Annotated in this window: 20 protein-coding genes; 8 read left to right on the top strand and 12 right to left on the bottom strand. The window is 48.0% G+C overall.

The window, feature by feature from the left end:
• Positions 1-13 precede the first annotated feature (13 nt).
• Positions 14-505 carry a pantetheine-phosphate adenylyltransferase gene (gene coaD, locus ACFPK9_RS03045; protein ID WP_377093153.1) on the bottom strand — a complete coding sequence of 164 codons (492 nt, stop codon included), beginning with the start codon at positions 503-505 and terminating at the stop codon, positions 14-16.
• A 100-nt stretch (positions 506-605) separates the two neighbouring features.
• On the opposite strand from coaD, the gene ACFPK9_RS03040 reads away from it, so the two are divergent.
• Positions 606-995 carry an ApaG domain-containing protein gene (locus ACFPK9_RS03040; protein WP_377093152.1) on the top strand — a complete coding sequence of 130 codons (390 nt, stop codon included), beginning with the start codon at positions 606-608 and terminating at the stop codon, positions 993-995.
• Positions 996-999: 4 nt separating this feature from the next.
• Here the strand turns inward: ACFPK9_RS03040 and ACFPK9_RS03035 are convergent, their stop codons facing one another.
• The 6 genes from ACFPK9_RS03035 to mutM form a co-directional block, all read right to left on the bottom strand.
• A complete protein-coding gene (locus tag ACFPK9_RS03035; protein ID WP_377093151.1) occupies positions 1,000-2,223 on the bottom strand; it encodes a M16 family metallopeptidase in 1,224 nt (407 codons plus the stop codon).
• Positions 2,224-2,273: 50 nt separating this feature from the next.
• The gene (gene ispD / locus ACFPK9_RS03030; protein ID WP_377093150.1) at positions 2,274-2,933 is read right to left on the bottom strand and encodes a 2-C-methyl-D-erythritol 4-phosphate cytidylyltransferase; all 660 of its coding nucleotides are present in this window, start codon (positions 2,931-2,933) and stop codon (positions 2,274-2,276) included.
• A gap of 23 nt (positions 2,934-2,956) precedes the next feature.
• The gene (locus ACFPK9_RS03025) at positions 2,957-3,403 is read right to left on the bottom strand and encodes a GatB/YqeY domain-containing protein (protein WP_377093148.1); all 447 of its coding nucleotides are present in this window, start codon (positions 3,401-3,403) and stop codon (positions 2,957-2,959) included.
• A 54-nt stretch (positions 3,404-3,457) separates the two neighbouring features.
• Positions 3,458-4,984: a hypothetical protein gene (locus tag ACFPK9_RS03020; protein ID WP_377093146.1), complete on the bottom strand. Its 1,527-nt coding sequence runs from the start codon at positions 4,982-4,984 to the stop codon at positions 3,458-3,460.
• Positions 4,985-5,133: 149 nt separating this feature from the next.
• Entirely contained in the window at positions 5,134-5,601 is a 468-nt protein-coding gene (gene rplI / locus ACFPK9_RS03015; RefSeq protein ID WP_377093145.1) for a 50S ribosomal protein L9, read from the bottom strand.
• 183 nt (positions 5,602-5,784) lie between these two features.
• Positions 5,785-6,600: a bifunctional DNA-formamidopyrimidine glycosylase/DNA-(apurinic or apyrimidinic site) lyase gene (gene mutM, locus ACFPK9_RS03010; RefSeq protein WP_377093143.1), complete on the bottom strand. Its 816-nt coding sequence runs from the start codon at positions 6,598-6,600 to the stop codon at positions 5,785-5,787.
• Between the two features lie 274 nt (positions 6,601-6,874).
• Here mutM and ACFPK9_RS03005 point away from each other — a divergent pair, with 274 nt between their 5' ends.
• Both ACFPK9_RS03005 and ACFPK9_RS03000 read left to right on the top strand, forming a co-directional pair.
• The gene (locus ACFPK9_RS03005) at positions 6,875-7,582 is read left to right on the top strand and encodes a PEP-CTERM sorting domain-containing protein (protein WP_377093141.1); all 708 of its coding nucleotides are present in this window, start codon (positions 6,875-6,877) and stop codon (positions 7,580-7,582) included.
• A 385-nt stretch (positions 7,583-7,967) separates the two neighbouring features.
• Positions 7,968-10,166: a hypothetical protein gene (locus ACFPK9_RS03000; RefSeq protein ID WP_377093140.1), complete on the top strand. Its 2,199-nt coding sequence runs from the start codon at positions 7,968-7,970 to the stop codon at positions 10,164-10,166.
• A gap of 452 nt (positions 10,167-10,618) precedes the next feature.
• Here ACFPK9_RS03000 and ffh read toward each other — a convergent pair whose 3' ends face one another.
• The 3 genes from ffh to ACFPK9_RS02985 form a co-directional block, all read right to left on the bottom strand.
• On the bottom strand, positions 10,619-12,058 hold the full coding sequence (ffh, locus tag ACFPK9_RS02995; protein ID WP_377093139.1) for a signal recognition particle protein: 1,440 nt from the start codon (positions 12,056-12,058) through the stop codon (positions 10,619-10,621).
• Positions 12,059-12,128: 70 nt separating this feature from the next.
• The gene (locus ACFPK9_RS02990; protein WP_377093137.1) at positions 12,129-13,361 is read right to left on the bottom strand and encodes a polysaccharide deacetylase family protein; all 1,233 of its coding nucleotides are present in this window, start codon (positions 13,359-13,361) and stop codon (positions 12,129-12,131) included.
• A 60-nt stretch (positions 13,362-13,421) separates the two neighbouring features.
• Positions 13,422-13,841: a hypothetical protein gene (locus tag ACFPK9_RS02985; RefSeq protein WP_377093136.1), complete on the bottom strand. Its 420-nt coding sequence runs from the start codon at positions 13,839-13,841 to the stop codon at positions 13,422-13,424.
• A gap of 39 nt (positions 13,842-13,880) precedes the next feature.
• Between ACFPK9_RS02985 and ACFPK9_RS02980 the strand changes: the two genes are divergently transcribed.
• Positions 13,881-15,143 (top strand): FtsW/RodA/SpoVE family cell cycle protein, encoded by a 1,263-nt coding sequence (locus tag ACFPK9_RS02980; protein ID WP_377093134.1) that lies wholly within the window; start codon positions 13,881-13,883, stop codon positions 15,141-15,143.
• A gap of 62 nt (positions 15,144-15,205) precedes the next feature.
• Complete coding sequence (locus tag ACFPK9_RS02975) at positions 15,206-15,901, top strand: pseudouridine synthase (RefSeq protein WP_377093133.1); 696 nt, start codon at positions 15,206-15,208, stop codon at positions 15,899-15,901.
• A 71-nt stretch (positions 15,902-15,972) separates the two neighbouring features.
• Here the strand turns inward: ACFPK9_RS02975 and argF are convergent, their stop codons facing one another.
• Both argF and hemW read right to left on the bottom strand, forming a co-directional pair.
• Complete coding sequence (gene argF, locus ACFPK9_RS02970; RefSeq protein ID WP_377093132.1) at positions 15,973-16,869, bottom strand: ornithine carbamoyltransferase; 897 nt, start codon at positions 16,867-16,869, stop codon at positions 15,973-15,975.
• A gap of 143 nt (positions 16,870-17,012) precedes the next feature.
• Positions 17,013-18,110, bottom strand: coding sequence for a radical SAM family heme chaperone HemW (gene hemW / locus ACFPK9_RS02965; RefSeq protein WP_377093131.1), 1,098 nt, complete (start codon positions 18,108-18,110; stop codon positions 17,013-17,015).
• Positions 18,111-18,223: 113 nt separating this feature from the next.
• Here hemW and ACFPK9_RS02960 point away from each other — a divergent pair, with 113 nt between their 5' ends.
• From ACFPK9_RS02960 to ACFPK9_RS02950, 3 genes are all read left to right on the top strand, one after another.
• Positions 18,224-19,141 carry a phytoene/squalene synthase family protein gene (locus ACFPK9_RS02960; protein WP_377093129.1) on the top strand — a complete coding sequence of 306 codons (918 nt, stop codon included), beginning with the start codon at positions 18,224-18,226 and terminating at the stop codon, positions 19,139-19,141.
• A 129-nt stretch (positions 19,142-19,270) separates the two neighbouring features.
• A complete protein-coding gene (gene gnd / locus ACFPK9_RS02955) occupies positions 19,271-20,704 on the top strand; it encodes a decarboxylating NADP(+)-dependent phosphogluconate dehydrogenase (protein ID WP_377093128.1) in 1,434 nt (477 codons plus the stop codon).
• Between the two features lie 112 nt (positions 20,705-20,816).
• Positions 20,817-21,491: a SprT-like domain-containing protein gene (locus ACFPK9_RS02950; protein ID WP_377093126.1), complete on the top strand. Its 675-nt coding sequence runs from the start codon at positions 20,817-20,819 to the stop codon at positions 21,489-21,491.
• Positions 21,492-21,510: the final 19 nt, after the last annotated feature.

The following is a 21,510-nucleotide window of genomic DNA, read 5'->3' as shown; positions in this document are numbered from 1 at the left end:
TTGCGCAATTTGTCTATTGGTCAGTTTGCTTGATGAGTCGCTGCATGACTGGGTCAGGGACGTAGCGCTGGATGATGGATTCCCAGCCGTCCGGGCCAGTGAGGCCTTTTATCATGCTCGATGAGAGTTCGGCGATATCGCGCGGAGGCATGAGGATAGTGGTAGTGATGTCTGGAGCCATGTCGCCATTGATGTGGCGCATGACACGTTCGTACTCGTAGTCACCAGGGGAGCGGATGCCACGGAGTATGTATTGTGCATTCACTTCTTTGGCGTAGTCTACGAGGTAGCGATTGTCAAAATAGCTAACTGTGAGGCGCTCGCAGCTGGGGAGAGATTGCTTGAGCATTTCCATGCGGTCTTCGACGGAGAAGGTATAGGTTTTCGATGGGTTCGAGCCAATGGCGACGTAGAGGTGATCGAATAGTTCGAGACCTTGTTGGATCATCCAAAGGTGGCCATTGGTTGGTGGATCGAAAGAGCCAGCGTAAACTGCGGTGCGCATTTCTTCTATTTAGCGAATGAAATGCATTTGTCATGGGTTTTTGTTCAGAACCGAGTGAATAGCTTGATGATTGCTAGATGGCGTAAAATATGTCTAACATGTGGCTGTGCAACCTCAGTTTTTACAGATTCCAGGAGTCCGGGTGATGGTGGACAATGTGATGTATGTTCCCAATCTCAATGCACCACCTGAGAAGCCCTACGCATTTGTCTATTTTATCACGGTGGAGAATGAATCGACTGAGCAGATTCAAATTCGTGGGCGCAAATGGATCGTGCGTGAGGCCGATGGTGAATGTACGGTGGTCGAAGGCGAAGGAGTGGTAGGTGAAATGCCAATTATCCAGCCTGGAGAGAATTTTACCTACAATAGTTATCACGTCATTGCGCAGCGAGCTGAGGCTGCGGGCGCCTTATTCGGCAAGACTGATGGGGGAGTTCTTTTTTGCGCGAGGCTGCCTCAGTTTCAGATGGAGTTGCCAGAAAGTTAGTGGATCAAGCGAGTTGGAAGTCGTCGATCAGGGCTTGCATGCCTTTTTCTCGATGAGGTCCAATGCTGGAGATTGCGAGGTTCTCTAACTGAAATGTTTTTTTAGCGAGTGCGTGGCATTGTTCTAGCGTGACAGAGTCTTGGATTTCACGTGCTTTGTCGGGGTCGACAATGGAGCCGAAGGAGGTGAGCGAGTCGCCGAGCCAGCTCATTTGCGCTTGAGGAGTTTCTAGGCCGATACGGGCCTGGCCGGATGCGAAGCGTTTCGCTTGGGCTAGTTCATCTGCGTTAAAGCCATTTTTTATCACTTCTTGCAGGACTTCTTGAATGGCTTTGAAGCTTTCTCTGAGTCTATCACTATCTAACGCCGCGTGGATTTCAAAGGTGCCAGTGTCTTCGTAGAGACTGAAATCGCTAGAGATGTGGTAGCACAGGCCGCGCTTTTCGCGGAGTTCTTGGAAGAGGCGAGAACTCATGGTTTCACCTAACAGCAAGCTCAGCATGCGTAAGACGTGGCGCTCTTCTGAGTGGCGACCAGAAGTATGAAATGCTAGCGCGAGGTGTGATTGCTCATTGTTGCGGCGGTCGTGAATAAAAGGTACAGAACCAGCGCTGGGTGTGTGTAGGTACTGTTTGAAAGGGAGTTTTGCTTGTGAGCTTTTGGGGAGCAAGGTGTCGGCTAAGGCGACGACCGCTTCGTGAGAGATGTTTCCTGCGACTGCTAGTGTGAGGCCTTCACAGTTATAGCATTGTTGGGTGAATGCTTTGAGAGATTCAGCATTGATACCGAGGATGGAGGCTTCGGAGCCAGTGATTGGTCTGCCGAGTGGGTGATCAGGCCAGAGAGCAAGGGAGAGAAGGTCGTGAAGATGATCGCTTGGGTTCTCTTGGTACATCACGATTTCTTCTGCGATGACTTCGCGTTCGCGTTCGACTTCTTCAAAGGGAAAGGTTGAGTTCCAGAGCATGTCGCTCATGATCTCTAGAAAGTGGGGAAAGAGTTCCGCTGGGCCACGGGTTTCGAGACAGGTTTGGTCCTCAGTGGTGTAGGCATTAATGGCGCCACCAGATCCTTCAATTTCGATGGCAATATCGAGGGCGTTGCGAGTTGTTGTACCTTTAAAAATCATGTGCTCAGCGAAATGAGCTGAGCCGTTGATCGCAGCTTCTTCGAAGCGACTGCCGATAGGAATAAAGAATCCGGCTGAGACACTTTCTACGTGTTGCATTTCGCAAGTTGCAATGTGAAAGCCGCGGAGATTCGTGAGCTGGTAGGACATTAGTGGCTGAGGAGAAGTTCTGCGAGTGCGAGGTCTTCGGGGAAGGTGATTTTCAGGTTGGGAGTAGGATTTGGTACGAGGTAGGTTTTGATGCCAATGAGTTGGAGTGCGGAGACTTCGTCGGTGACGAGGGTGTTGGTTTCTTCGACATTTCGGTAGGCTTTTAATAAAAGTTGTTTATCAAAAATCTGTGGGGTCTCCATGAGCCAGAGGTTCTCGCGGTCGACCGCTTCTGAAATGTATTGATTTGCATCTGCGCGCTTCACAGTTTCTGTCACTCGGCGTGCGGAAGTAGCTGCTTTATATTCTTCAGCTGCGTCGAGTGTTGCTCGAATTTGCGTTTGGGAAATGAGGGGGCGAGCCCCGTCATGGACAGCGACAAAGCTTGATCCTTGATCGAGGGTAGCAAGTCCGTTTGCGACGGAGTTGTGTCGATCAGATCCACCATCAACTCGCTTGATTAGTGTTCCATTTTCTAAAAGATCGAGCTGGTTAAAGCGTTCTTCTGGGCAGACCAAGATTACTTCAGCCACATCAGGAGACTGAAGAAAGGCGTTGGTGGTGTGTTCTAGTACTGGATCTCCAGCAAGCGGAGCCATGAGTTTATCAAAGCCCATGCGTCTGCTCGAACCTGCAGCGACGATGATGGCGGACAGCATTTTAAAGAGATAGAGCTAGAGGCTTAGGAAAGTGCCTTCATTACAGCTTGCGAGAGAGTTTTACCATCGGCGCGACCTTCGGTTTTTTTCTGCAGTACGCCCATGACTTGGCCCATTTGAGCGCGTGAAGTGGCACCGGTTTCAGCAATTGCTTCAGCGACAGCGGTAGCGATATCGTCGTCGCTCATAGCTGCAGGAAGATATTTCTCGAGAACTGCAATTTCTGCGAGTTCGTTGTCGGCGAGTTCAGGGCGGTTTGCTGAGTTAAATTGTTCGACGGAGTCTTGGCGTTGCTTGATTTGCTTGCGAATGATTCCCATGACTGCGGCGTCATCGAGAACTGCATCGGCACCACCTTGTTCTATAGCGGCATTTTTGATGGCAGTCTTGAGGGCGCGGATGGTGGAGAGGGCGATTTTGTCCTTGGACTTCATCGCGTCTTTCATGTCAGCAGTAAGTTGATCGTTCATACTCATGACTGCAATGTGCCGCTCGTTGCTAGGAAGAGCAAGGATAGATGCGCGCTAGGGAGTGAAATAACGAAGACGGTAGAAGACTTGGTCGCCGAGGCTCGTATTTGGATCGTTGTAGTCGAGAGTTCCGGTGACGGTCGAAGTGAGTGTGCTTACTTCTTGCCAAGTAGTTTGATCAATGTTGCGTTCGAGAATGTAGGAGTGCTCAGGAGCCAAGTTGGAGAAGCTTATTTGATTGAGCGTTTCTGTCTTGGTTAGCGTACTGTGAGCGTTGTTTGTTTCAACTTCGGTACGCCAAGCCAAGGCATAAAATGTACTTAGATTTGTGTCATTACTTTTATTTACGACGAGGGTATATGTACCTGGTTGCAGACCTGTCTGCCAAACATGCTCCAAGTTATTGACCGGACTGTCCGAGTTGAAAATGACGTTGTCGGAAGAGTCTTTGAGAGTGAGAGAATAATCTGTTAATGTACTGTAATTCCCGTAGCTTGCATTTCTGTTCCAGCTCAGGTTAGCACAAATTTTAGCAGAACTTGCATAGCTGGGAATGGTAATGGTGTATTCTTGAGCCTGGTTGAGGATGCTGGCGTAATCCCAACCTCTGAGGCCTACAGCACCAGTACTAGACTCGGATTCATTGAGTATGCGTAAACTGCTTAAAATGTCAGCTTCACCTGCTCCAAAAGTATCATCGATTGGTTCGCTAGAGGAGTTCTCCCAATCTGTGAGTTTCTCTTTATTAGTACCAGCTAATATGCAGGATTTCAGAACTACTGGAAGTTTAGCATTTAAGCTAGAATGAGTATTAGCGTGCTCTCGTAAGAATATTGCCATTGAGGCGATGGCTGCTGTAGATGCGCTTGTAGTTCCTAAAGGGGAGACGAGTTCGGGCTTCTGGCGATCTGCTCCCTCATATCCGCTGGGAATTGAGCCGTATGAGTGATTGCCGTCACTTCGACCTACTGAGAGATTATTGTAATTGTGGCATAGAAGTTCGGATTGTAAACTTTGAGCCCCGTTCTTAATTCCAACTATATGGAGTACTGAGGAATCGATTGTAGTTTGATCAAGCATCGCAGAGATAAAGCGCGTGTTGTTTACGCTTCCCGAGCTTCCAATCCATGCGTGGCTCATTACTGATTCTGACCATCCGCTGGTGGGAGTAGAAAAGAGTTTTGAAAATGCAAAATTACCAGCCTCGTAAACGTTTGCGTGTCCAATGCTAGGCATGAAACTCGTAGTGTTCCCAAAAAAATAGGAGGCAGTCCCATTAGCGTGGCTAGAATAGATATCCATGGGGATGTTCGAAACATCGGTGATAGATTCATCACTGAATTGGCTATAGGAGGGGTCAGGAGCGTAACCGTAATCGTAAACACCTGACCCTGGGTATGTTTCTTTTCTAGTTTGGGCTTCAGAAATGCCTACAGTAAGAGCTGTGCTGGTCGGTAGTGTTACTGAATTTAGAGTAGCCCATTCTTGCAGCTCTTCCCAACTAATATCATCTCGCCAGTCAGCATATGCTATGTTTGAGCAAACCAATGGAAGGGCACTAAAGAATAGGTAGTTTCTCATATGTAATATACAAATTGTAGATTAACCTATTTATATGATGGAAAAACTGAGATGGAAGTATTTTCTTCGTGTAGGTCTGTTCCTAACAATAAAAAAGGCCCAACCTTATTTAGGTTGAACCTTTTAGAAATTATGATTTGAAGAAAAAATTAAGCTTCTTCAGTAGATGGTGTGTTAACTACTACCGTAAGAGTTGCAGTGGTGTCACCAGCAAGCTTAACATCAATCTTAGTTGTGCCAGCAGATTTGATAGGGCCGTCAAGCTTGAGAGCTTTACGGTCAAGTGTGATACCTGCTTCTTCGAGCTTCTTCTGAATGTCGAGAGTAGTAACAGAACCGAATGCTTTGCCGCCTTCACCTACTTCGAGTTCGAAGGAGATCTTAGCTTTCTTGATTTTAGCAGCGATTTCTTGTGCTTCAGCGAGCTCTGCAGCTTCACGTTCAGCGCGTGCTTTCTTGAGATCTTCAGTGTTCTGGAGATTTTCCTCAGTAGCTTCAAATGCTTTGCCTTGTGGAATGAGGAAGTTACGTGCGTAACCAGCCTTTACTTTTACAACGTCGGCTTCAGCGCCGAGATTGTCGATCTTTGTACGGAGAATAACTTCTGTTGTAGCCATGGGAAAATGTTTCGTTCAGATTTGGGGTGCGAGTGATTAGGCGGTTTGTAATGAAGAGTCAAGCGGGTTTTTAGATCAAAAGCATCTTTATCACCTTCGCTGTGTTGCTTGGCGCCAAGTATTGTGTTGTTTGCTAGCTTCGTTGCGTCTGGGGTAGAATGGGTTATTAAGATTTCTTAAGTTTTAGCTCTGACATTTGGGGCAATAGAATGTGGAACGCTGGCCGAGGACGATGCGTTTGATCGAAGTGTCGCATTTTCGGCAGTTCTGACCTTCGCGGTCGTAGACTTCGAGTTGTTGTTTGAAGTAGCCAGGTTGGCCATCGCTGTGGAGGAAGTCTTTTAGAGTCGTTCCGCCTTGTTCAATCGAGCGAGCGAGAACGAAGCGGATGGCATCGTAAAGTTTGGTGAGGCGCGCTTTGCTGATTTTATTTGCGGAGCGTTTGGGGTGGGTGCCGGCAATGAAGAGTGATTCGCAGGCGTAGATGTTGCCGACGCCAACGACGATGGCATTGTCCATGATGTGGAGTTTGATTGCTCGGTCGCGTTTGGCACAGGTTTGGATGAAGTGAGGGAGAGTGAACGCGTCGCTCAGAGGCTCGGGCCCTAATTTGGAAAATAGTGGGTGGTCGTCAACAGCGTTCTCCACCCATAGAGCGCAGCCAAAACGGCGTGGATCGTGGAGGCGCATTTCTAAGCCATTACTTAAATGAAAAATGAGGTGATCGTGTTTGCGAAGTTCTTCAGCAGGATCTGAAATGCGGAGGCTTCCTGACATGCCAAGGTGCAGCAGGAGATGGTTACCTGACGCAAGTTCAATTAAAATGTATTTGGCTCTGCGTTTAATGGATACCACTTCAGTGTCTCGTAGTGCATAGATTTCATCTGATACCGGCCAACGAAGTTGTCCGTTTCGTACATCGATACGCTTGATTGTCTGACCATCGATATGGGGGCGAATACCTCGGCATGTTGTTTCGACTTCGGGTAATTCCGGCATAAAGTTACGATTTCAAGAGAATACACAACTGGCAAGTATTAGGCATGATAAATTGCTTTAGTTTATCGGGGGAAGTCGCATTTTTCTACCATTCTTTAACACGGATTTCTTTTTGGGAAGGTATCTTGAGATTACCTCCCCCAGAAATATGGGGGTTTAGCATTTAGCTACAAGTAGATAGGTTTTCAATGCTGAGATATCACGGATGTGGATCTTAGTGAGAGTTTATTTCCCCCTTTGGGACAAAGGCTCACTTAACACAAAATCGAACTCTATGAAAACAACTATTATATTAATGTCAGCACTCGCTATGACTTCTATGCATGCTGCTGTGCTACAGAACTTAACTCTATACGACGGAGATCAGATGGCTGGTTCGGCGCCCTTTACGGTGAGTACTGTAGCTGACGGTAATGATCTTCTTTATACGATCACTGGAACAGGAGATCTTGATGGACTTGGCTTAGTAGACGACACATTTACTGCCGTATTGCGCCTCTCCGCTGTCTCAGGAAGCGATTATGGAGTGACCGTTACTGACGAACTCACACTCGGTGTTACTGATGTAACGAATCTAGATCCAGCTGCAGTCAACAGAATTGGTAAGGCACAGGCAGATACAGAAACCTTTATTTTCAGTATCGACAGCACTACCTATACGCGTGGTGAAGGTTATACTAACGATGTTACCTTTAATGGCTTTGATGAGATTACAACCTATGGCTCTGAAACTGGCCAGCAGGGTTACACTGGGACAGGCGCATCAGCAGTGGCTTGGAGTGGGGCCAGAGGGACGAACATTGACTTAGGTGGTGTGCAAACTGCCTACCTCACGAATATTGGTGGTGCGGGCACACAAACGTACCGTCTCCTTGATTTCTCATTTGATCTAGACAATAGCACAGTGGCGGTTCCGGAGCCTAGTTCAATGGCCCTCCTTGGTTTTGGTGCAATTACTCTCATTGCCCGGAGACGCCGATAGAAATGTATTGATTCTTTCATAGTCAAGGGAGGCTCTTGGCGATGGCGTTTTAACCGCTGTCTTAGGGTCTCCCTTTTATATGTCTCGCAAAAATCTACGAATGCTAACCGATAGAGGTTCATAGCTTCTTGCGGGTGCTGCTCGATCAACACTATTCAATGTTCTAAAGGTTTTAATAAAAGACTCCAGAGTTCTTGTAGCATGGAATACAATGGGATCCGTTATTTGGATGATGCATTTGCAGGTGTGTCTTGTCTGAAGAGTAACGTATTCTAGATTAGTCTGCGGTACGTCTCTGCTCAAAATTTATTTGATTCATTTTGAAATGAGTTGGGAATTTAGAATTGCTATGGTCTAGCAGATTTTCTTAGCCTGCGCATAGACTATGAAATCACCATATTACTTCGTACTTCCATTAGTCGCTAGTGCGGCATTTCTTCCATCCTGTAAAAAATCGAACGACCATGTTGACGGAGATGTTGTCGGGCAGGCAGTAGAGGTTCTGGAAGAGAAGGTTCACGAAGAAGAGAAGGTGGATCATTTGAAGAAGCTAGCTGAGAAAGCTGGTTTTGCCGTCAACTTACCGAAAGATACATCAGCATTTTGGACATTATACGATGGAGCAGGGCTTCTAGAGAAGCTCCGTAATTCCAGTGTTGGGAAGTATCTCAATACATTGGCTGAGCAAGATGGTGAGAGTTTAGACGATTTGTTTGAAGACCCAGACTTTGCGAAGTTTATGGAGGTTGCTGGTGAGGAATTATTTTTTGCTGTGGGTACGGGAGCTCCAGATCAGACTGGGCATTTACTAGAGGTGTCAGCGCTCTCGAATTATCATCAAATGCGTTCGATGGTGGAATTGTTAGGAGCTTCGCTAGGGGAAGGTAATGAGGAAAGCTATGACATCGACACGAACTACATTGATGAATGGCTGAAAGATCCGAGAATGCTGGAGCTGTTTGAGCAATTCTCAATGCCGCCAATGTATTTTGGGTTTAAGCTGAGCGATGAGGAGAAGCGTAAGGCTTACCTAAATCAGATCAAGTCGAGTGCTCAGATGTTGGTAGAGATGCAGTCTGAAGGTGAAGTGGTTTTTGAGACTGTGGAGTCTGAAGTATACAGTGGCTTAGCTGTCCGCGGTGAGAAGTTTGCCGAAATGCTAAAGGGAGAAGAAGGTGCTGAGATGCGTGCGACCCTAAGTGAGGATGCTTACACTTCATTTATAAAGTCAGCAGAGGAGAAGGATGTGGTGGCATTGATAGCTGAGAAGGGAGACTATCTCGTCTTTTTCATCGGTTCGGCTGAGGAAGAATTTAAATTTGCTGAGTCAGCTGAGGAATCGGTGCTCGCGCACGACGAGATGGCATCGGTCCAACAGTATAGCGATAAGGATTTGATTAGTTTGATTTTCATGGAGGAGGCTCTGGGTGAGTCGTTTATTGATAATCAATCCGGGATGCAAGATATGGCATTGGGGGTTCTTGATGGTTTAAAAGAGACTGATGCCTTTGGTGATACGCGCGTGTTAGAGGGATTATTGGCTGATCTGATTGATCGCGAAAAGGCTTATTATGAAACCTATGAAGCTGGGCTTTCGACGATGGCTGTCTTTCATGAGGAAGGAATTAAGGCGGAAAGTTTTTACACAGGAAATTATCCAGAACTCGATCTCGAGGCGAAACGTAAGCTCTCTAAAGTAGGTGATGGCGATGGTGTTCTCTTCTCTGCGAACTGGGTGAATAATCCTGCCCAAGCGGAATTGGCGCTGGAGTATGTGGATTCGCTAGGAAGTACAGTTTACCAGATGGTGAAGCAGCTGAGTGGCTTAAATTTTGAGGAAAGTGATCTGACCGAGTACACAGCGAGCTTCAGTATGGTCGATGGAATGTTTAAGAACGATTTGATGCAGTTGTGGAGTGCTCTTCGCGATGACTTGAATGATGGATTGGGAGCTGAATCCGCAGTTGTTATCGATATTAACGGAGAGTTGCCAACAGCACCTATGATTCCTGAAGATGTGTTGAAAAACGGAAAACTGCCGCGTATGAGCTATCTTAGCACGGTCAAAGACCGCAGCAAGTTGGCGGCGAGTTGGGAGAAAATCAATAGCACTGCGGAGCGTCTTCTGAAGCAGGCTGGAGTAATGACTGGGACGCCGATTCCGATGCAGCGTCCGTTCAAGAGCGAGTCTAACGGACTCACCTCATGGACATTCCAGATCCCGTTTGCGCATCAGAATTGTACTCCGAGTGTTTCGGTAAGTGATGATCTTTTTATTATGGGGTCGTCATCAGATTTTGCGAATCAATTGGCTGCACAGTTTTCCAAGGAGGAAGAAGGTGAAGCGATGGCGGAGTTTGCATTTCACTTTGATCCACTGCGTGAACTTAGTTCAAACTGGTTAGAGTTGGTTGCTAAGCATGGTGCTGATTTTATGGATGAAACTGAGTATGCGAATTTCCAAGAAGCTCAGCCTGTTCTCGAAGGCCTTATTGAAGCATCTGAGTCAATAGAGTCACTTTCACTCCAGACAAAGCAAGTGGATGGAGGTGTTCAAAGCTCGTTCCACTTTAAGTTGCGATAGTCGTTTTACTGAAGTCTGTTAGCCTCCTCTGCGGGGGAGGTGAATAGACAGAGCTGTGCTCTAAAGTAGAAATGTCGAAAGGATCATCTGTGCTAAGTCTGGTGACTTTGAAGAAAGCGGGGAATCGCGATCGCGCGGATGTTGGATGGTGTTTATTGCGCCAGTGGCGGGTTTTCGTCAAAAAAAAAAGAGCCGCGTGGAAGCGACTCTTAGTAGATGTGTGATTTCTGCTAGATGGAGAAGTTATACCATTCTCCCGGCTATATTGTCGGAATGGATGATTTTGATATGAACGCTAGTCAGCGGAGCTGATTGCAATAAAGAGCGGCATTACTTCGTCTTCATTTCTGCGTTTTTCCTCAGTCATGTAGCCTGCTACAATCCTTCGTCATGCCTTGAGATGAAGGCCAAATTAACACCGTCATTTCGACAATCTATCCACTCAAATGGTATTAGAAGGGGAATCCACCTTTTTTACCGCCGCCTAGCTTTTTGCTGAGGTCGCCGAGTTTGGAGAGATCGAGGTCGTTTCCGCCTCCGGCACCGCCGAGCATGTCATTCATGCCTTCCATGCCACCCATTTGTTTCATCATTTGCTTCATTTTGCCTTTGGAGCGCATCATTTTACGCATTTCTCCAAACTGTTTGAGCAGGCGGTTAACTTCGAGCACTGAAGTTCCGGAGCCCATAGCGATACGCTTACGGCGTGTGCCTTTGATGATTTCTGGGCGCTCACGTTCCTTAGGAGTCATGGAAAGAACAATTGCTTCCATGTGCTTCATTTTGTCTGTGTTCAGAGCATCTGAAGGAAGCTGTTTTTTGAGCTTCTTCATACCTGGAAGCATGTTGAGCAAGCCATCGAGAGGTCCTAGTGAGCGGATCATTTTCATCTGGCTGAGGAAGTCATTGAAGTCGAACTTGCCGGATTGCATGCGCTCGGCAGCTTTCATGGCTTCTTTTTCGTCGATCTTGTCGGCGACGTGTTCAACCATGGAGACGACGTCACCCATGTCGAGGATACGGCCGGCCATACGCTCTGGGTGGAACTCGGTGAAGTCTTCGATCTTTTCACCTTCACCCGCATATTTGATAGGTTTGCCTGTGATGGTCCGCATCGAGAGTGCGGCACCACCTCGGGCGTCACCGTCGAGTTTGGTTAGAACGATACCTGTGATGCCGACTGCTTCGTCGAAGTGGTTAGCTACAGAGACTGCTTGCTGACCAGTTGCGGCGTCGGCGACGAGGAGAGTTTCTTTCGGCGCGAGAAAGTTGTGAAGTTCCTTGAGTTCGCCAATGAGTTTTTCATCGATTTCTTGGCGACCAGCGGTATCGAAAATCATCAAGGTGCCGTTTTGTCCTTCTGCCCATTTGAGAGAGTCTTTAGCGACTTTGACGAGATCCGTTTCGGAGGCGTCAGGGGTGTAGACTGGGACGTCGATTTGTTTGGCGAGTGTAGCGAGCTGGTCGATCGCAGCGGGGCGATAGAGGTCACAGGCTACGAGAAGTGGGCGACGGCCTTCTTTTTTGAGGCGGGCAGCGAGTTTGGCTGAGGTTGTAGTTTTACCAGCACCATTGAGGCCGACCATCATAATGCGCGCTGGCGGTGTGAGGTCGAGTGGTTCGTTATCACCACCGAGGAGAGCTGTGAGCTCGTCGTGGAAAATTTTAACGATAAGCTCACTAGGCTTGACCGACTTCATTACCTTTTCGCCGAGTGCTTGTTCCTTGACGTTGGCGATGAATTTTTTGGCAACAGTGAAGTCTACATCAGCTTCGAGGAGAGCGAGGCGAACTTCGCGTAGAGCATCGCTAATATTCTTTTCTGAAATTTTCCCCTGACCGCGGAGGTTTTTAAATGCGCTGTCGAGTGAGTCTGAGAGTGAGTTGAACATGGTGGTCGGAACTTAGAGTTATGAGTTCTAAGGCGTGTTAGGTGTTATATTTAGAGTGTGATGAAATTTGTTAGTTCGAGCTATTTGGAAGTTCGAATTGAGTTTTTGGCTCAGGTAGTGATGGGGCGGTGGTTGGAAGATAGGCGGCCTGTCGGTTGAGGACAAAGGTCCAGCTCATTGGCTTTTCGTAGCTTTCTGCGTCCAGCAATTTCCAACTAACGGTGATGTCGCAGGTAGGTTTGCGCAGACGTCGGTTGACTTTCCAAGAGAATTTTTTGCTTTCAGGCTGATATGTGTGAGGGACTTTGCCGAAGCCTGATACGCGCATGACGACAGATTCGGGGTCGAGTTGCTCGACGGTACTGAGGTCGATAGAAATTTCGGGAAGGCGTTCGTCAATGGTAGCTCCAGCTGGCGGGGTGACTGGATAAGGAGTGGATTGGATTTTTGCACCGAGACTGGCCGCGCTGGTTGCAGTAGCGGGAAAGCTAGTGGCATTTTCGAAAATCGAATCGTGGGTTCCTAATATGATGTAACGCGGGAGGGTGAGATTAGATGATTTTTTTGAGACCTTGCCTGGAATGACGGTAAAGAGGAGGTCGTAGCCAGCTGTAGTTGCGACTTCGAACATTTCAGGCGTGTGGAATCCGCCGGGATAAGCATAGGTGGTGATATCGATCTTGAATGTTTTATCGAGGTAGGCCTTGGACTGGGTAAATTCGGTGGTGAGGAAATCATGGTAGGCATCGCCGCCTTGCTCGATGTATTTCTTGATGGTGGACGGGTAGGGGTGGCTAACGGAGTGGGAGCCGATGCTCGCTCCGTTTTCCATCATTTCTTTAATCAGAGCTTCGTTGAGGGCGAGTTTTTTAGGGCCTACAAAATCTTGGTAGAGGAAGAGGGTGAAAGGGTAGCCGAATTCTTTAAGGACGGGATACGCTTCGTGGTAAACGCTCTTCCAGCCATCGTCGATGGTGATTAAGACGCTACGTTCGGGAAGTTTGAGGGTTCCATTTTTCCATGCGAGAAATTCTCCGAGGCTGATGACTTTAAGCTCTAAGTCCTTGAGTGCTTGCATTTGAGAGCGAAAAGTATCTGTGGGGAGACACATTTCGGTTGCTTGCTTTGTGCTGGAGAAATCGTGGTAGCCGAGAACTGAGACGAGGGAGTGGTCTTCTGCTGTATTGATTTTGACTGGTTCTTGGGTGGCGTCAGCGACCGCTTTTTTGCTCTCGTCTAACTGTGCCTGGGAAAGGCTAGAGAAGAGGAAGATGAGTAGCAGAGTGCAAAAAGTTTGAGTCATGATTGGTAGAACGGCTAATGTAACTTTGTGGAGGTGTTTGTAAACGGGGAAGTGTGTTGATTACACCGCCCAAAAGGCTATGAGCATCACAAGTAGGGAGATCAGTAAGCCTAGGCTGAAACACCAAAGGCGGAGGGGCTGAGAGTTCTGGAGTCGCCAGATTGCAGAGGCATAAAGTTCGGTAAGGGGCCCGAGAAAAAAACAAAGGTTGGCCATGATGGCGAAGGGAAGAACAGCTGAAAGCATGTTGGCTGCTGAGCCTCCCCATTTTTGTGAGGCATGAAAGAGCACGCCGAGACCTGGGAGCAGGAGGCAAATATTATAAATGAGTCGGAGCTTTTCCCAGGCGAAAACTATTTTGCGTAAGCGTACCGAGCTATCGTTTGCTTGAGTGTTGGTGGCATCGACTTGGGTTTGAGAATTTGGCGACGCATAAGGGTTTTCCTCCATTTCTGGAGTATAGGAAACGGGGCTTGCCATGCAAGTGGGGGAGTCTATCGTGCGTAAGATTTTGGGACGATGACGCCACTCTTGAGGAAATTTTTGGGACTAAACTGGGTTCTCTTGCTGACAATGCTGGGGCTTATTATTTTCAGTACCTATGTGGTGGAAAGTGCGGCGAGGCATTTGCCGCAAGGTGGGGAATATTATTCTAGTAGGACACAGCTGTGGGCCATCATTGGAGCTGTCGTGTATTTTGTGACGGCTCTGGTGGATTACCGCTGGATTAAGTATTTGGCTCTGCCAATGTACGTGGCGGGTATTGCTTTAATGGGGGCTTCAATGGTGATAGGCAATGAGGTGCACCAACTCAGTTTTGGTGGCGTGAATTTTCAGCCAGCCCAATTCATGGTAGTTGCTGGGTTCATTGCTATGGCCGCTGTGTTACAATGGATGCCAAGGTTGCATCCTTTATTGGGTCTGCCGATCGTGAAGGTCGGGGTGATTGGGGTGATGTCGATTGTACCTTTTGCTATGGTAGCAAAGATGGGAGATATGGGGTCTGCGCTCGTTTGGCTTCCAGTGGTTGGGGTCATTATGCTGACGGGTGGGGTGCCGTTTCGTTATTTGATCTTTATGGTTTTGACTGGATTGGCTCTGATTCCACCCTTGTTTTTCATTGTGTTACCGACGCAGTCTGAGCGTGGCACAGCGCGGATTGAGTTGTATCTCGACATGAAAAATGGTCGTGAGGTTGATATTCAAGGGGATGCGTATGCGCCTCATTACATCGGCATGGCTGTTGGTAAGGCTGGCTGGAAAGGGGTCGGGCACATGGCCGATGTGAACAAGGGCTCACTGCATGATAAAAAATACATTCCATGGAAGACGGCGCATAACGATTTTATTTTTGCGGTGATTGGTGAGGAGCATGGATTCCGAGGGAGTCTCTTATTAGTAACTGCGTATGTTGTGCTGCTGGTGCAGATGTTGTTCATTTCCTACTACAGTCGTGATCTGTCGGGACAGGTGATGGTGTGTTCGGTGGTGGCTTTGTTCTTTGCTCACATTTTTGAGAACATCGGGATGCATATCCATTTGATGCCCATCACAGGAATTCCACTGCCATTGGTTTCGTATTCGGGGACCTTTTTAGTGATGTGTATGTTCATGCTGGGCCTGGTGCAAAGTGTTTGGGTGCATCGGAATGACATTTTACCCGAAGATCAGACCAAGCCCGTGAAACTCTCTCGCCGTGGCCGTCAGCAGGAAATTGGGAAACGTCGTGGAGAAGGGCGCACGAATCCGAATGAGGCGACTCAGCGGGGTGAGGCTATTTAGAGAATATTGAGTTTTCGATGTTGAGTGTTGAATTGTAGGTGGGGCAACGTAGTTTTCTCGCCATGCGCCTTGATAAATTTATTGCCACACATTCTGAAGCCTCTCGAACTTTGGCCAAAGCTGCCATCAAGAGTGGCCGTGCCAAAGTGAATGGTGTGGTGGTGAAGGATCAGGGCTTCAAGGTGAAGCCTGAGGATGAAATTTTCGTCAATGGTCGTCTTATTGCTGAGTCTGGCGAGGTGTACATTGCACTTTACAAACCTGAAGGTGTGCTTTCATCGACAGGTGATGAAGAAGAGGATGACACAGTCATTGATCTTGTGGATGGCTTTACGCACAAGGAGCTTCATGTGGCTGGACGCTTGGATAAGGATACGACAGGTCTGGTGCTGCTCACTAGCGATGGTAAATGGAGTCATCGAGTGACTTCTCCAAAGTTTGAATGTGAAAAGGTCTACCGAGTGAGTTTAGCTGATCCAATTGATCAAGAGATCGTGGAGATTTTCGCGAAGGGCTTGATGTTGCGAGGCGAGTTGAAAGAGACACTTCCAGCGAAGCTTGAGTTGTTAGGTGAACGCGAAGGACGTCTCACCATTACCGAAGGCAAGTACCACCAAGTGAAGCGCATGTTTGGTGCGGTAGGAAACAAGGTGGTTGAGCTTGAGCGTGAGAAAATTGGGTGCGTGACTCTCAGGGACCTTGAACCAGGTGAGTTTTATGAACTTGATCCAGAAGAAGTGGAGAGTTTCTGGAAGTAAGGCGCTTTTGAATACAAAAATGCCCTGCTAGGTTTGGCTAACAGGGCATAAAAAATAAGTATTTTCTCGGCTTACATCGCGATGGCAGCGAGTACTGCTTTCTGTGCGTGAAGTCGGTTTTCTGCTTGTTGGAAGATGGTGTCTGAGTGGAGCTCTAACACTTCTTCGGTGATTTCTTTTTCGCGATATGCTGGGAGACAGTGGAGCACGATGTGGTTTTCCGCGGCTGCTGAGAGGAGTTCAGCATTGACTTGATAGTCGCCGAAGAGCGCTTCTTTTTCCGCTTGGTCTTCTTGTCCCATGGAGAGCCAGACGTCAGTGTTCACGACGTCGGCACCTTTGACAGCTTCTTGCGGGTCGGTAGTGAAACTGACGTTCGGGGCGTTCACTTTGTCGATAAATGCCTTTGGGGGGAGGCAGGCTTCAGGAGCTGCTACCACGAGTTCGAATCCGAGATACTTAGCCGCCCAGATCCACGAGCGTGACATGTTGTTATCGCCATCGCCAATAAAGACGCACTTCTTGCCTTCCCAAGTGCCGAGCTTTTCTTTGACTGTGAGTAGGTCGGCGAGAATTTGGCAAGGGTGCTCAGCATCGGTGAGCGCGTTGATAGTCGGGATGTTTCCAAATTCGGAAAAGTCGATCACATCTTGTTGGTCGAATGTGCGGATAATGCAGCCGTGGATCATTCTCCCGAGTACGCGGGCTGTGTCCTTGATTGGTTCTCCTCGGCCGAGTTGGATGTCGTTTGAGGAAAGGAACATGATGGAGCCACCAAGTTCGCGAACTCCGACTTCAAATGAGACGCGCGTGCGTGTGGAAGATTTTGTGAAGATCATCGCCCACGTTTGGCCAGCTAGTGGTCTGACGGTGTGGTTGCCTCGTTCCGCTTTGAGTTGGACAGCGGAGTCGATGAGAGCGTTGAGCTGAATGGAGTCGAGTTCTTCTATGGAAAGTAAATGTTTCATGTCGGCAAATGCGAGAAAGGAGGTAGGGAAGCACAGCAATAATGGGCTGTCGACCTATAAATGTGCAGAAGCGTGACAATAGTTTCACGAGAGTTATCAGATCTTGAGAGTGATAGCTTTTGGCTGAATGTAGAGCGGTTCGGTTAGACGATATGTTCGACGATGGAATCGACGAGAAGCATGCCTTTTTCGGTAAGAATCATGCGTCCGTTTTGAATGCTGGCCATGTGTTCATCGATTACGGATTGGGCGCGTTGGCGTTCTTCTAGTGTGAGGATGCTAAGATCGAGACCGTCAATGGTGCGGAGTTCGAGGGCGATGCGTTCGAGGTGGAGGGCCTCGGCATCGAGTTCTTCGATTTCTGTTTTAGCGTGGCCGACGTGACTGATCTGTTTAATGTAGTTGGCGGTGTCTGGAAGGTTCTTCCAGCGAGTTGTGCCAATAGTGGAGACTGCGGAGGGACCTAGTCCGAGGTAGTTAGCGCCGCTCCAGTAGGAGGCATTGTGGGTGGAACGGGTACCTCGTTTGGCGTAGTTGGAGGTTTCGTAATGTTCGAAGTCTGCAGCAGTGAGGGTTTCGTGAGCCGCTGTGAAGAATTTGGCATTGGTTTCGGGATCGTCAATGTATTCACCAGCGGTGAGCTTATCGATGAATGCGGTGTCTTCTTCGTAGGTGAGATTATAGGCAGAAATATGATCTGGTTGGAGGCTCACTGCGGTATCGAGTGTGTCTTGCCAGCTTTCTAACGATTGACCGGGGATAGAGAACATAAGGTCGATGTTGACCTGCGGAATGCCGGCTTCGCGCAGGATTGGGACAGCCTCCATAGCTTCCACTCGGTTATGTTCACGTCCGAGCGTTTTTAGCACAGTATTATCAAAAGATTGAATCCCAAGGGAAATACGGGAGATGCCTAGCTGTTTGAAGAGTTGTGCCTTCTTGAGCTCGAAGGTAGCAGGATTGGCTTCGAAAGTGAGTTCTTTGATTTCTGAAAAATCGAAGGTGTCATGGAGGCCATCGAATAAAAGTCGGAGATGGGTGGGGGAAAGCATGGAGGGAGTACCGCCGCCACAGTAGAGTGTGGTGAGTTTATTTTTACCAGTTTGTTGGACATGATGCTTGGCTTCTAACAAAATAGCGTCGATAAACGCACGCATGTCGGTATTGCCCGGTGTGTGCTTGTAAAATGAGCAATAGGGGCAAATGCGGTGGCAGAATGGAATATGGAGATAGAGCTGCAAAGGTGTTGGGAAAGTGTGTGGTGATTTGCGGATTTTTTAGCTACGCATAGATGGCGACTCTATTGTTACAGATTTCTATTTTATCTCTGTGGTAGATGACTTAGAGAAGAGGCGTGCAGGATAAGAGTGAGTTAGGAAAAAAGGTGCTGAAGGACGTGTCGCGTTCTTTTTACCTGAGTATTCGTCTTTTGCCGAGATTGATGCGTGAACCGATCAGTGTTGGCTATCTTCTGGCACGTGCTTCTGACACGATTGCTGACACGGCGCAAGTCCCAGCTAAGCTCCGTGAGGCATGTTTGATGAAATTTACTCCAGCACTCAGAGACAAGAAGGAGCGCGAGGCCTTGTTGGAAATGATTTCTACCAGCTTTGTTAGTTATCAAACGAATAGTAAGGAAAAGCGTTTACTTGAAAGGCTGGGAGATGTGTACCTTTGGTATGATATGACGCGGTCCTGGGCGTGGGAAGCGATTGCAGTAGTGCTTGAGCATATTTGTGCGGGTCAGATGCATGATATACGGCATTTTGGAATGAAGAAAAGACACAAGATCGGTTCAGCTCAGGAGCTGGAACTCTATTGTTATCAAGTAGCGGGTTGCGTGGGTGAGTTCTGGACTGAGGTGGGTTTTCAAGCGTATCATCGTTTCTCCGCAAAGGAACAAACGGAGATGAATGAATTGGGGCGTCGTTACGGAATGGGGCTACAATTGGTTAACATTTTACGAGATATTCCTGAGGATTACGAGAATGGACGCTGTTATCTGCCGGTGTTAGATCATACCGACAAGGAGGAAATTATGCGCAACTCTGAGGAATGGCGCAAAAAAGCACGGGAATACGTAGCATCGGGTTTTGAGTATTCCGCATCGCTGAAACAAAAACGTGCGCGAGTGGCGACGGTGTTGCCAGCGATGTTGGCGGAGAAGACTCTCGATCTACTGGATCACGCCGATTGGGAAATCCTAGAGAAAAGGGTGAAGGTCGATCGCAAAACGGTGCGTTCGTGTGTGTGGCAGGCGCTGAAATTTTGACATTTTTCTTGGTAAAAGACTAGAGTCTTAAAATGTGACAAGAAGTGTCGCAATTATTACACAAGTTCCTGTTGCACTCGCTAGGGATCTGCGAATAATGCCGATCCAAATTTTCACCACTAAAAATTTATGAGTAAAAGTGACTTCGGCCTAATTGGCCTAGCAGTAATGGGACAGAACCTCGTTCTCAACGTTGAGAGCCGCGGCTTCCAAGTTTCTGTCTACAACCGTACCACCTCAGTAACAGATGAGTTCATCGCAGCAAACCCAGGCAAGAAGCTTGTGGGAGCGCACACACTTGAAGAGTTTGTTGATAGCCTCGCATCTCCACGTAAGATTCAAATTATGGTGAAAGCTGGTGGTCCAGTGGACGCAGTGATAGATTCTCTCGTTCCTCTTCTCGATGAAGGTGACATCATCATTGATGGTGGTAACACTCTCTACACAGACACAGAGCGCCGTGAGAAGGCTCTCTCTGAAAAAGGTCTCCGTTTCATCGGTGCTGGTGTTTCCGGTGGTGAAGAAGGTGCGCTTAAAGGCCCATCTATCATGCCTGGTGGCCCAACAAGCACATGGTCCGTAATGAAGCCAATCTTTGAGTCTATCTCAGCAAAAGTTGATGGGACTCCTTGTGTGACACACATCGGCGAAGGTGGCGCAGGTCACTTCGTGAAAATGGTGCACAACGGTATCGAGTACGGCGACATGCAGCTTATCTGTGAGGCGTATAACATTTTCAAAGCAGCAGGCTTCTCTAACGAAGAGCTCGCTGAGATCTTTGCAGAATGGAATGAAGGCGACCTTGAGTCCTACCTCATCGAAATCACAGCAAACATCTTCAAGCAAAAGGATGCTGAGACTGGCAAAGACATCGTTGACCTCATCGTCGATAAGGCTGGCCAAAAAGGAACTGGTCGCTGGACAGTAATGGGCTCAGTGGAACAAGCTGTTCCATTCTCCACCATCGCAGGTTCTGTTGAAGCGCGTATCCTTTCTTCCATGCGCGATCAGCGTAAAGTTGCTTCTGGCATCCTTCAGGGACCAGATAACTGGAATTTCGAACTCAAGGGAATGAGCAAAGAAGAGCTCGTTTCTAAAGTGCGCAACGCACTATACGCATCTAAGATCGTTTCTTACGCTCAAGGTCTCGACCTTATCGCTAAGGTTGGTCGCGAGAAAAACTGGGGCCTCGACCTCGGTGCGATCGCTCGTATCTGGCGCGGTGGTTGCATCATCCGTGCACGTTTCCTCAACCGCATCACTGAAGCGTATGAAGAAACACCTGATCTTACGAACCTCATGCTCGCACCATTCTTCACAGAGATTCTTAACTCTGGTCAGCAAGATTGGCGTGAAGTGGTGGCACTCGCTGCGACTAACGGTATCCCAGTTCCATCCTTCGGTGGTTCACTTTCTTACTACGATGCTTACCGTGCGGAGCGCGTTCCTGCGAACCTTCTCCAGGCACAGCGTGACTTCTTTGGAGCGCACACATACGAGCGTCTCGACAAGCCAGAAGGCGAGTTCTTCCATACAGAAGATTGGCCTGAGCTTATCGACTAATTTCGCTTGAGCGAAATTTAGGAACTTAAGTTTTACTAATGGCGGAGCCTCTTGTTAGGCTTCGCCATTTTTTGTATCGCACAATACATGAAATACGCTAGAAGCTTTGAGTATGGAGCAGGTGACGAGTGCCGAGTATGCAGTGTTTCAAAAGGCGTATAACTTTTTTAATACGGAGCTGTTTGGAGGAGAGCTTCCTGGGGTGTTAATTACCTTGCAACGTAAGTCGCACAATGTGGGGATGTATCGGCAAGGTAGCTTTAAGGATCGAAAGAACCAAGCTGAGGTGGACGAAATAGCGATTAACCCTGACGCATATGTAAATTTGCCTGATATGGAGATTTGGCAAGCGCTGGTGCATGAAATGTGTCACCAGTGGCAGTTTCATTTTGGAAAGCCTTCGCGTAAAAGTTACCACAATAAAGAGTGGGCAAACAAGATGCTTGAGGTGGGGTTAATACCCTCGTCTACCGGGAAGCCTGGTGGAAGCAAAGTCGGTCAAACGATGTACGACTATGTCGATGAAGCGGGAAAATTCATCCAGTGCACGCGTGAACTACGCAAGTTAGGCATAGTGGTGCAGCTAGAATCGAGCAGTACGGAAGGGCTGGTGAGTCGTAGTGCTGAGGCGCTTGAGCAGGAAGCAAGGCTGCGCCAAGCGGGAGTGAAGAAAAATCGCTCGAACAGGGTGAAGTATTCTTGTCCGAGCTGTTTCATGAATGTTTGGGGGAAACCAGATTTACATATTGTATGTGGGGGCTGTCAGCAGAGGTTGGAATCTGTTTGAACTACTAAATACTGAGGCA

It is taken from the genome of Rubritalea spongiae, assembly GCF_042652385.1.
GTDB classification, from domain to species: Bacteria; Verrucomicrobiota; Verrucomicrobiia; order Verrucomicrobiales; family Akkermansiaceae; genus Rubritalea; species Rubritalea spongiae.
The sequence above is the reverse complement of the archived record's forward strand: the minus strand, read 5'-3'. Positions and strand labels throughout refer to the sequence as shown.

Coding starts and splice junctions, on each gene's coding strand:
- ACFPK9_RS03035 (WP_377093151.1), bottom strand. CDS start 2,223: ATGCAACACGTAGAAAGTGTCTCAGCCGGATTCTTTATTCCTATCGGC.
- mutM (WP_377093143.1), bottom strand. CDS start 6,600: ATGCCGGAATTACCCGAAGTCGAAACAACATGCCGAGGTATTCGCCCC.
- coaD (WP_377093153.1), bottom strand. CDS start 505: ATGCGCACCGCAGTTTACGCTGGCTCTTTCGATCCACCAACCAATGGC.
- ACFPK9_RS02975 (WP_377093133.1), top strand. CDS start 15,206: ATGCGCCTTGATAAATTTATTGCCACACATTCTGAAGCCTCTCGAACT.
- ACFPK9_RS03020 (WP_377093146.1), bottom strand. CDS start 4,984: ATGAGAAACTACCTATTCTTTAGTGCCCTTCCATTGGTTTGCTCAAAC.
- ACFPK9_RS02980 (WP_377093134.1), top strand. CDS start 13,881: ATGACGCCACTCTTGAGGAAATTTTTGGGACTAAACTGGGTTCTCTTG.
- argF (WP_377093132.1), bottom strand. CDS start 16,869: ATGAAACATTTACTTTCCATAGAAGAACTCGACTCCATTCAGCTCAAC.
- ffh (WP_377093139.1), bottom strand. CDS start 12,058: ATGTTCAACTCACTCTCAGACTCACTCGACAGCGCATTTAAAAACCTC.
- ACFPK9_RS02950 (WP_377093126.1), top strand. CDS start 20,817: ATGGAGCAGGTGACGAGTGCCGAGTATGCAGTGTTTCAAAAGGCGTAT.
- ispD (WP_377093150.1), bottom strand. CDS start 2,933: ATGCTGTCCGCCATCATCGTCGCTGCAGGTTCGAGCAGACGCATGGGC.
- ACFPK9_RS03005 (WP_377093141.1), top strand. CDS start 6,875: ATGAAAACAACTATTATATTAATGTCAGCACTCGCTATGACTTCTATG.
- ACFPK9_RS03025 (WP_377093148.1), bottom strand. CDS start 3,403: ATGAACGATCAACTTACTGCTGACATGAAAGACGCGATGAAGTCCAAG.
- ACFPK9_RS02990 (WP_377093137.1), bottom strand. CDS start 13,361: ATGACTCAAACTTTTTGCACTCTGCTACTCATCTTCCTCTTCTCTAGC.
- ACFPK9_RS03000 (WP_377093140.1), top strand. CDS start 7,968: ATGAAATCACCATATTACTTCGTACTTCCATTAGTCGCTAGTGCGGCA.
- rplI (WP_377093145.1), bottom strand. CDS start 5,601: ATGGCTACAACAGAAGTTATTCTCCGTACAAAGATCGACAATCTCGGC.
- ACFPK9_RS02985 (WP_377093136.1), bottom strand. CDS start 13,841: ATGGCAAGCCCCGTTTCCTATACTCCAGAAATGGAGGAAAACCCTTAT.
- gnd (WP_377093128.1), top strand. CDS start 19,271: ATGAGTAAAAGTGACTTCGGCCTAATTGGCCTAGCAGTAATGGGACAG.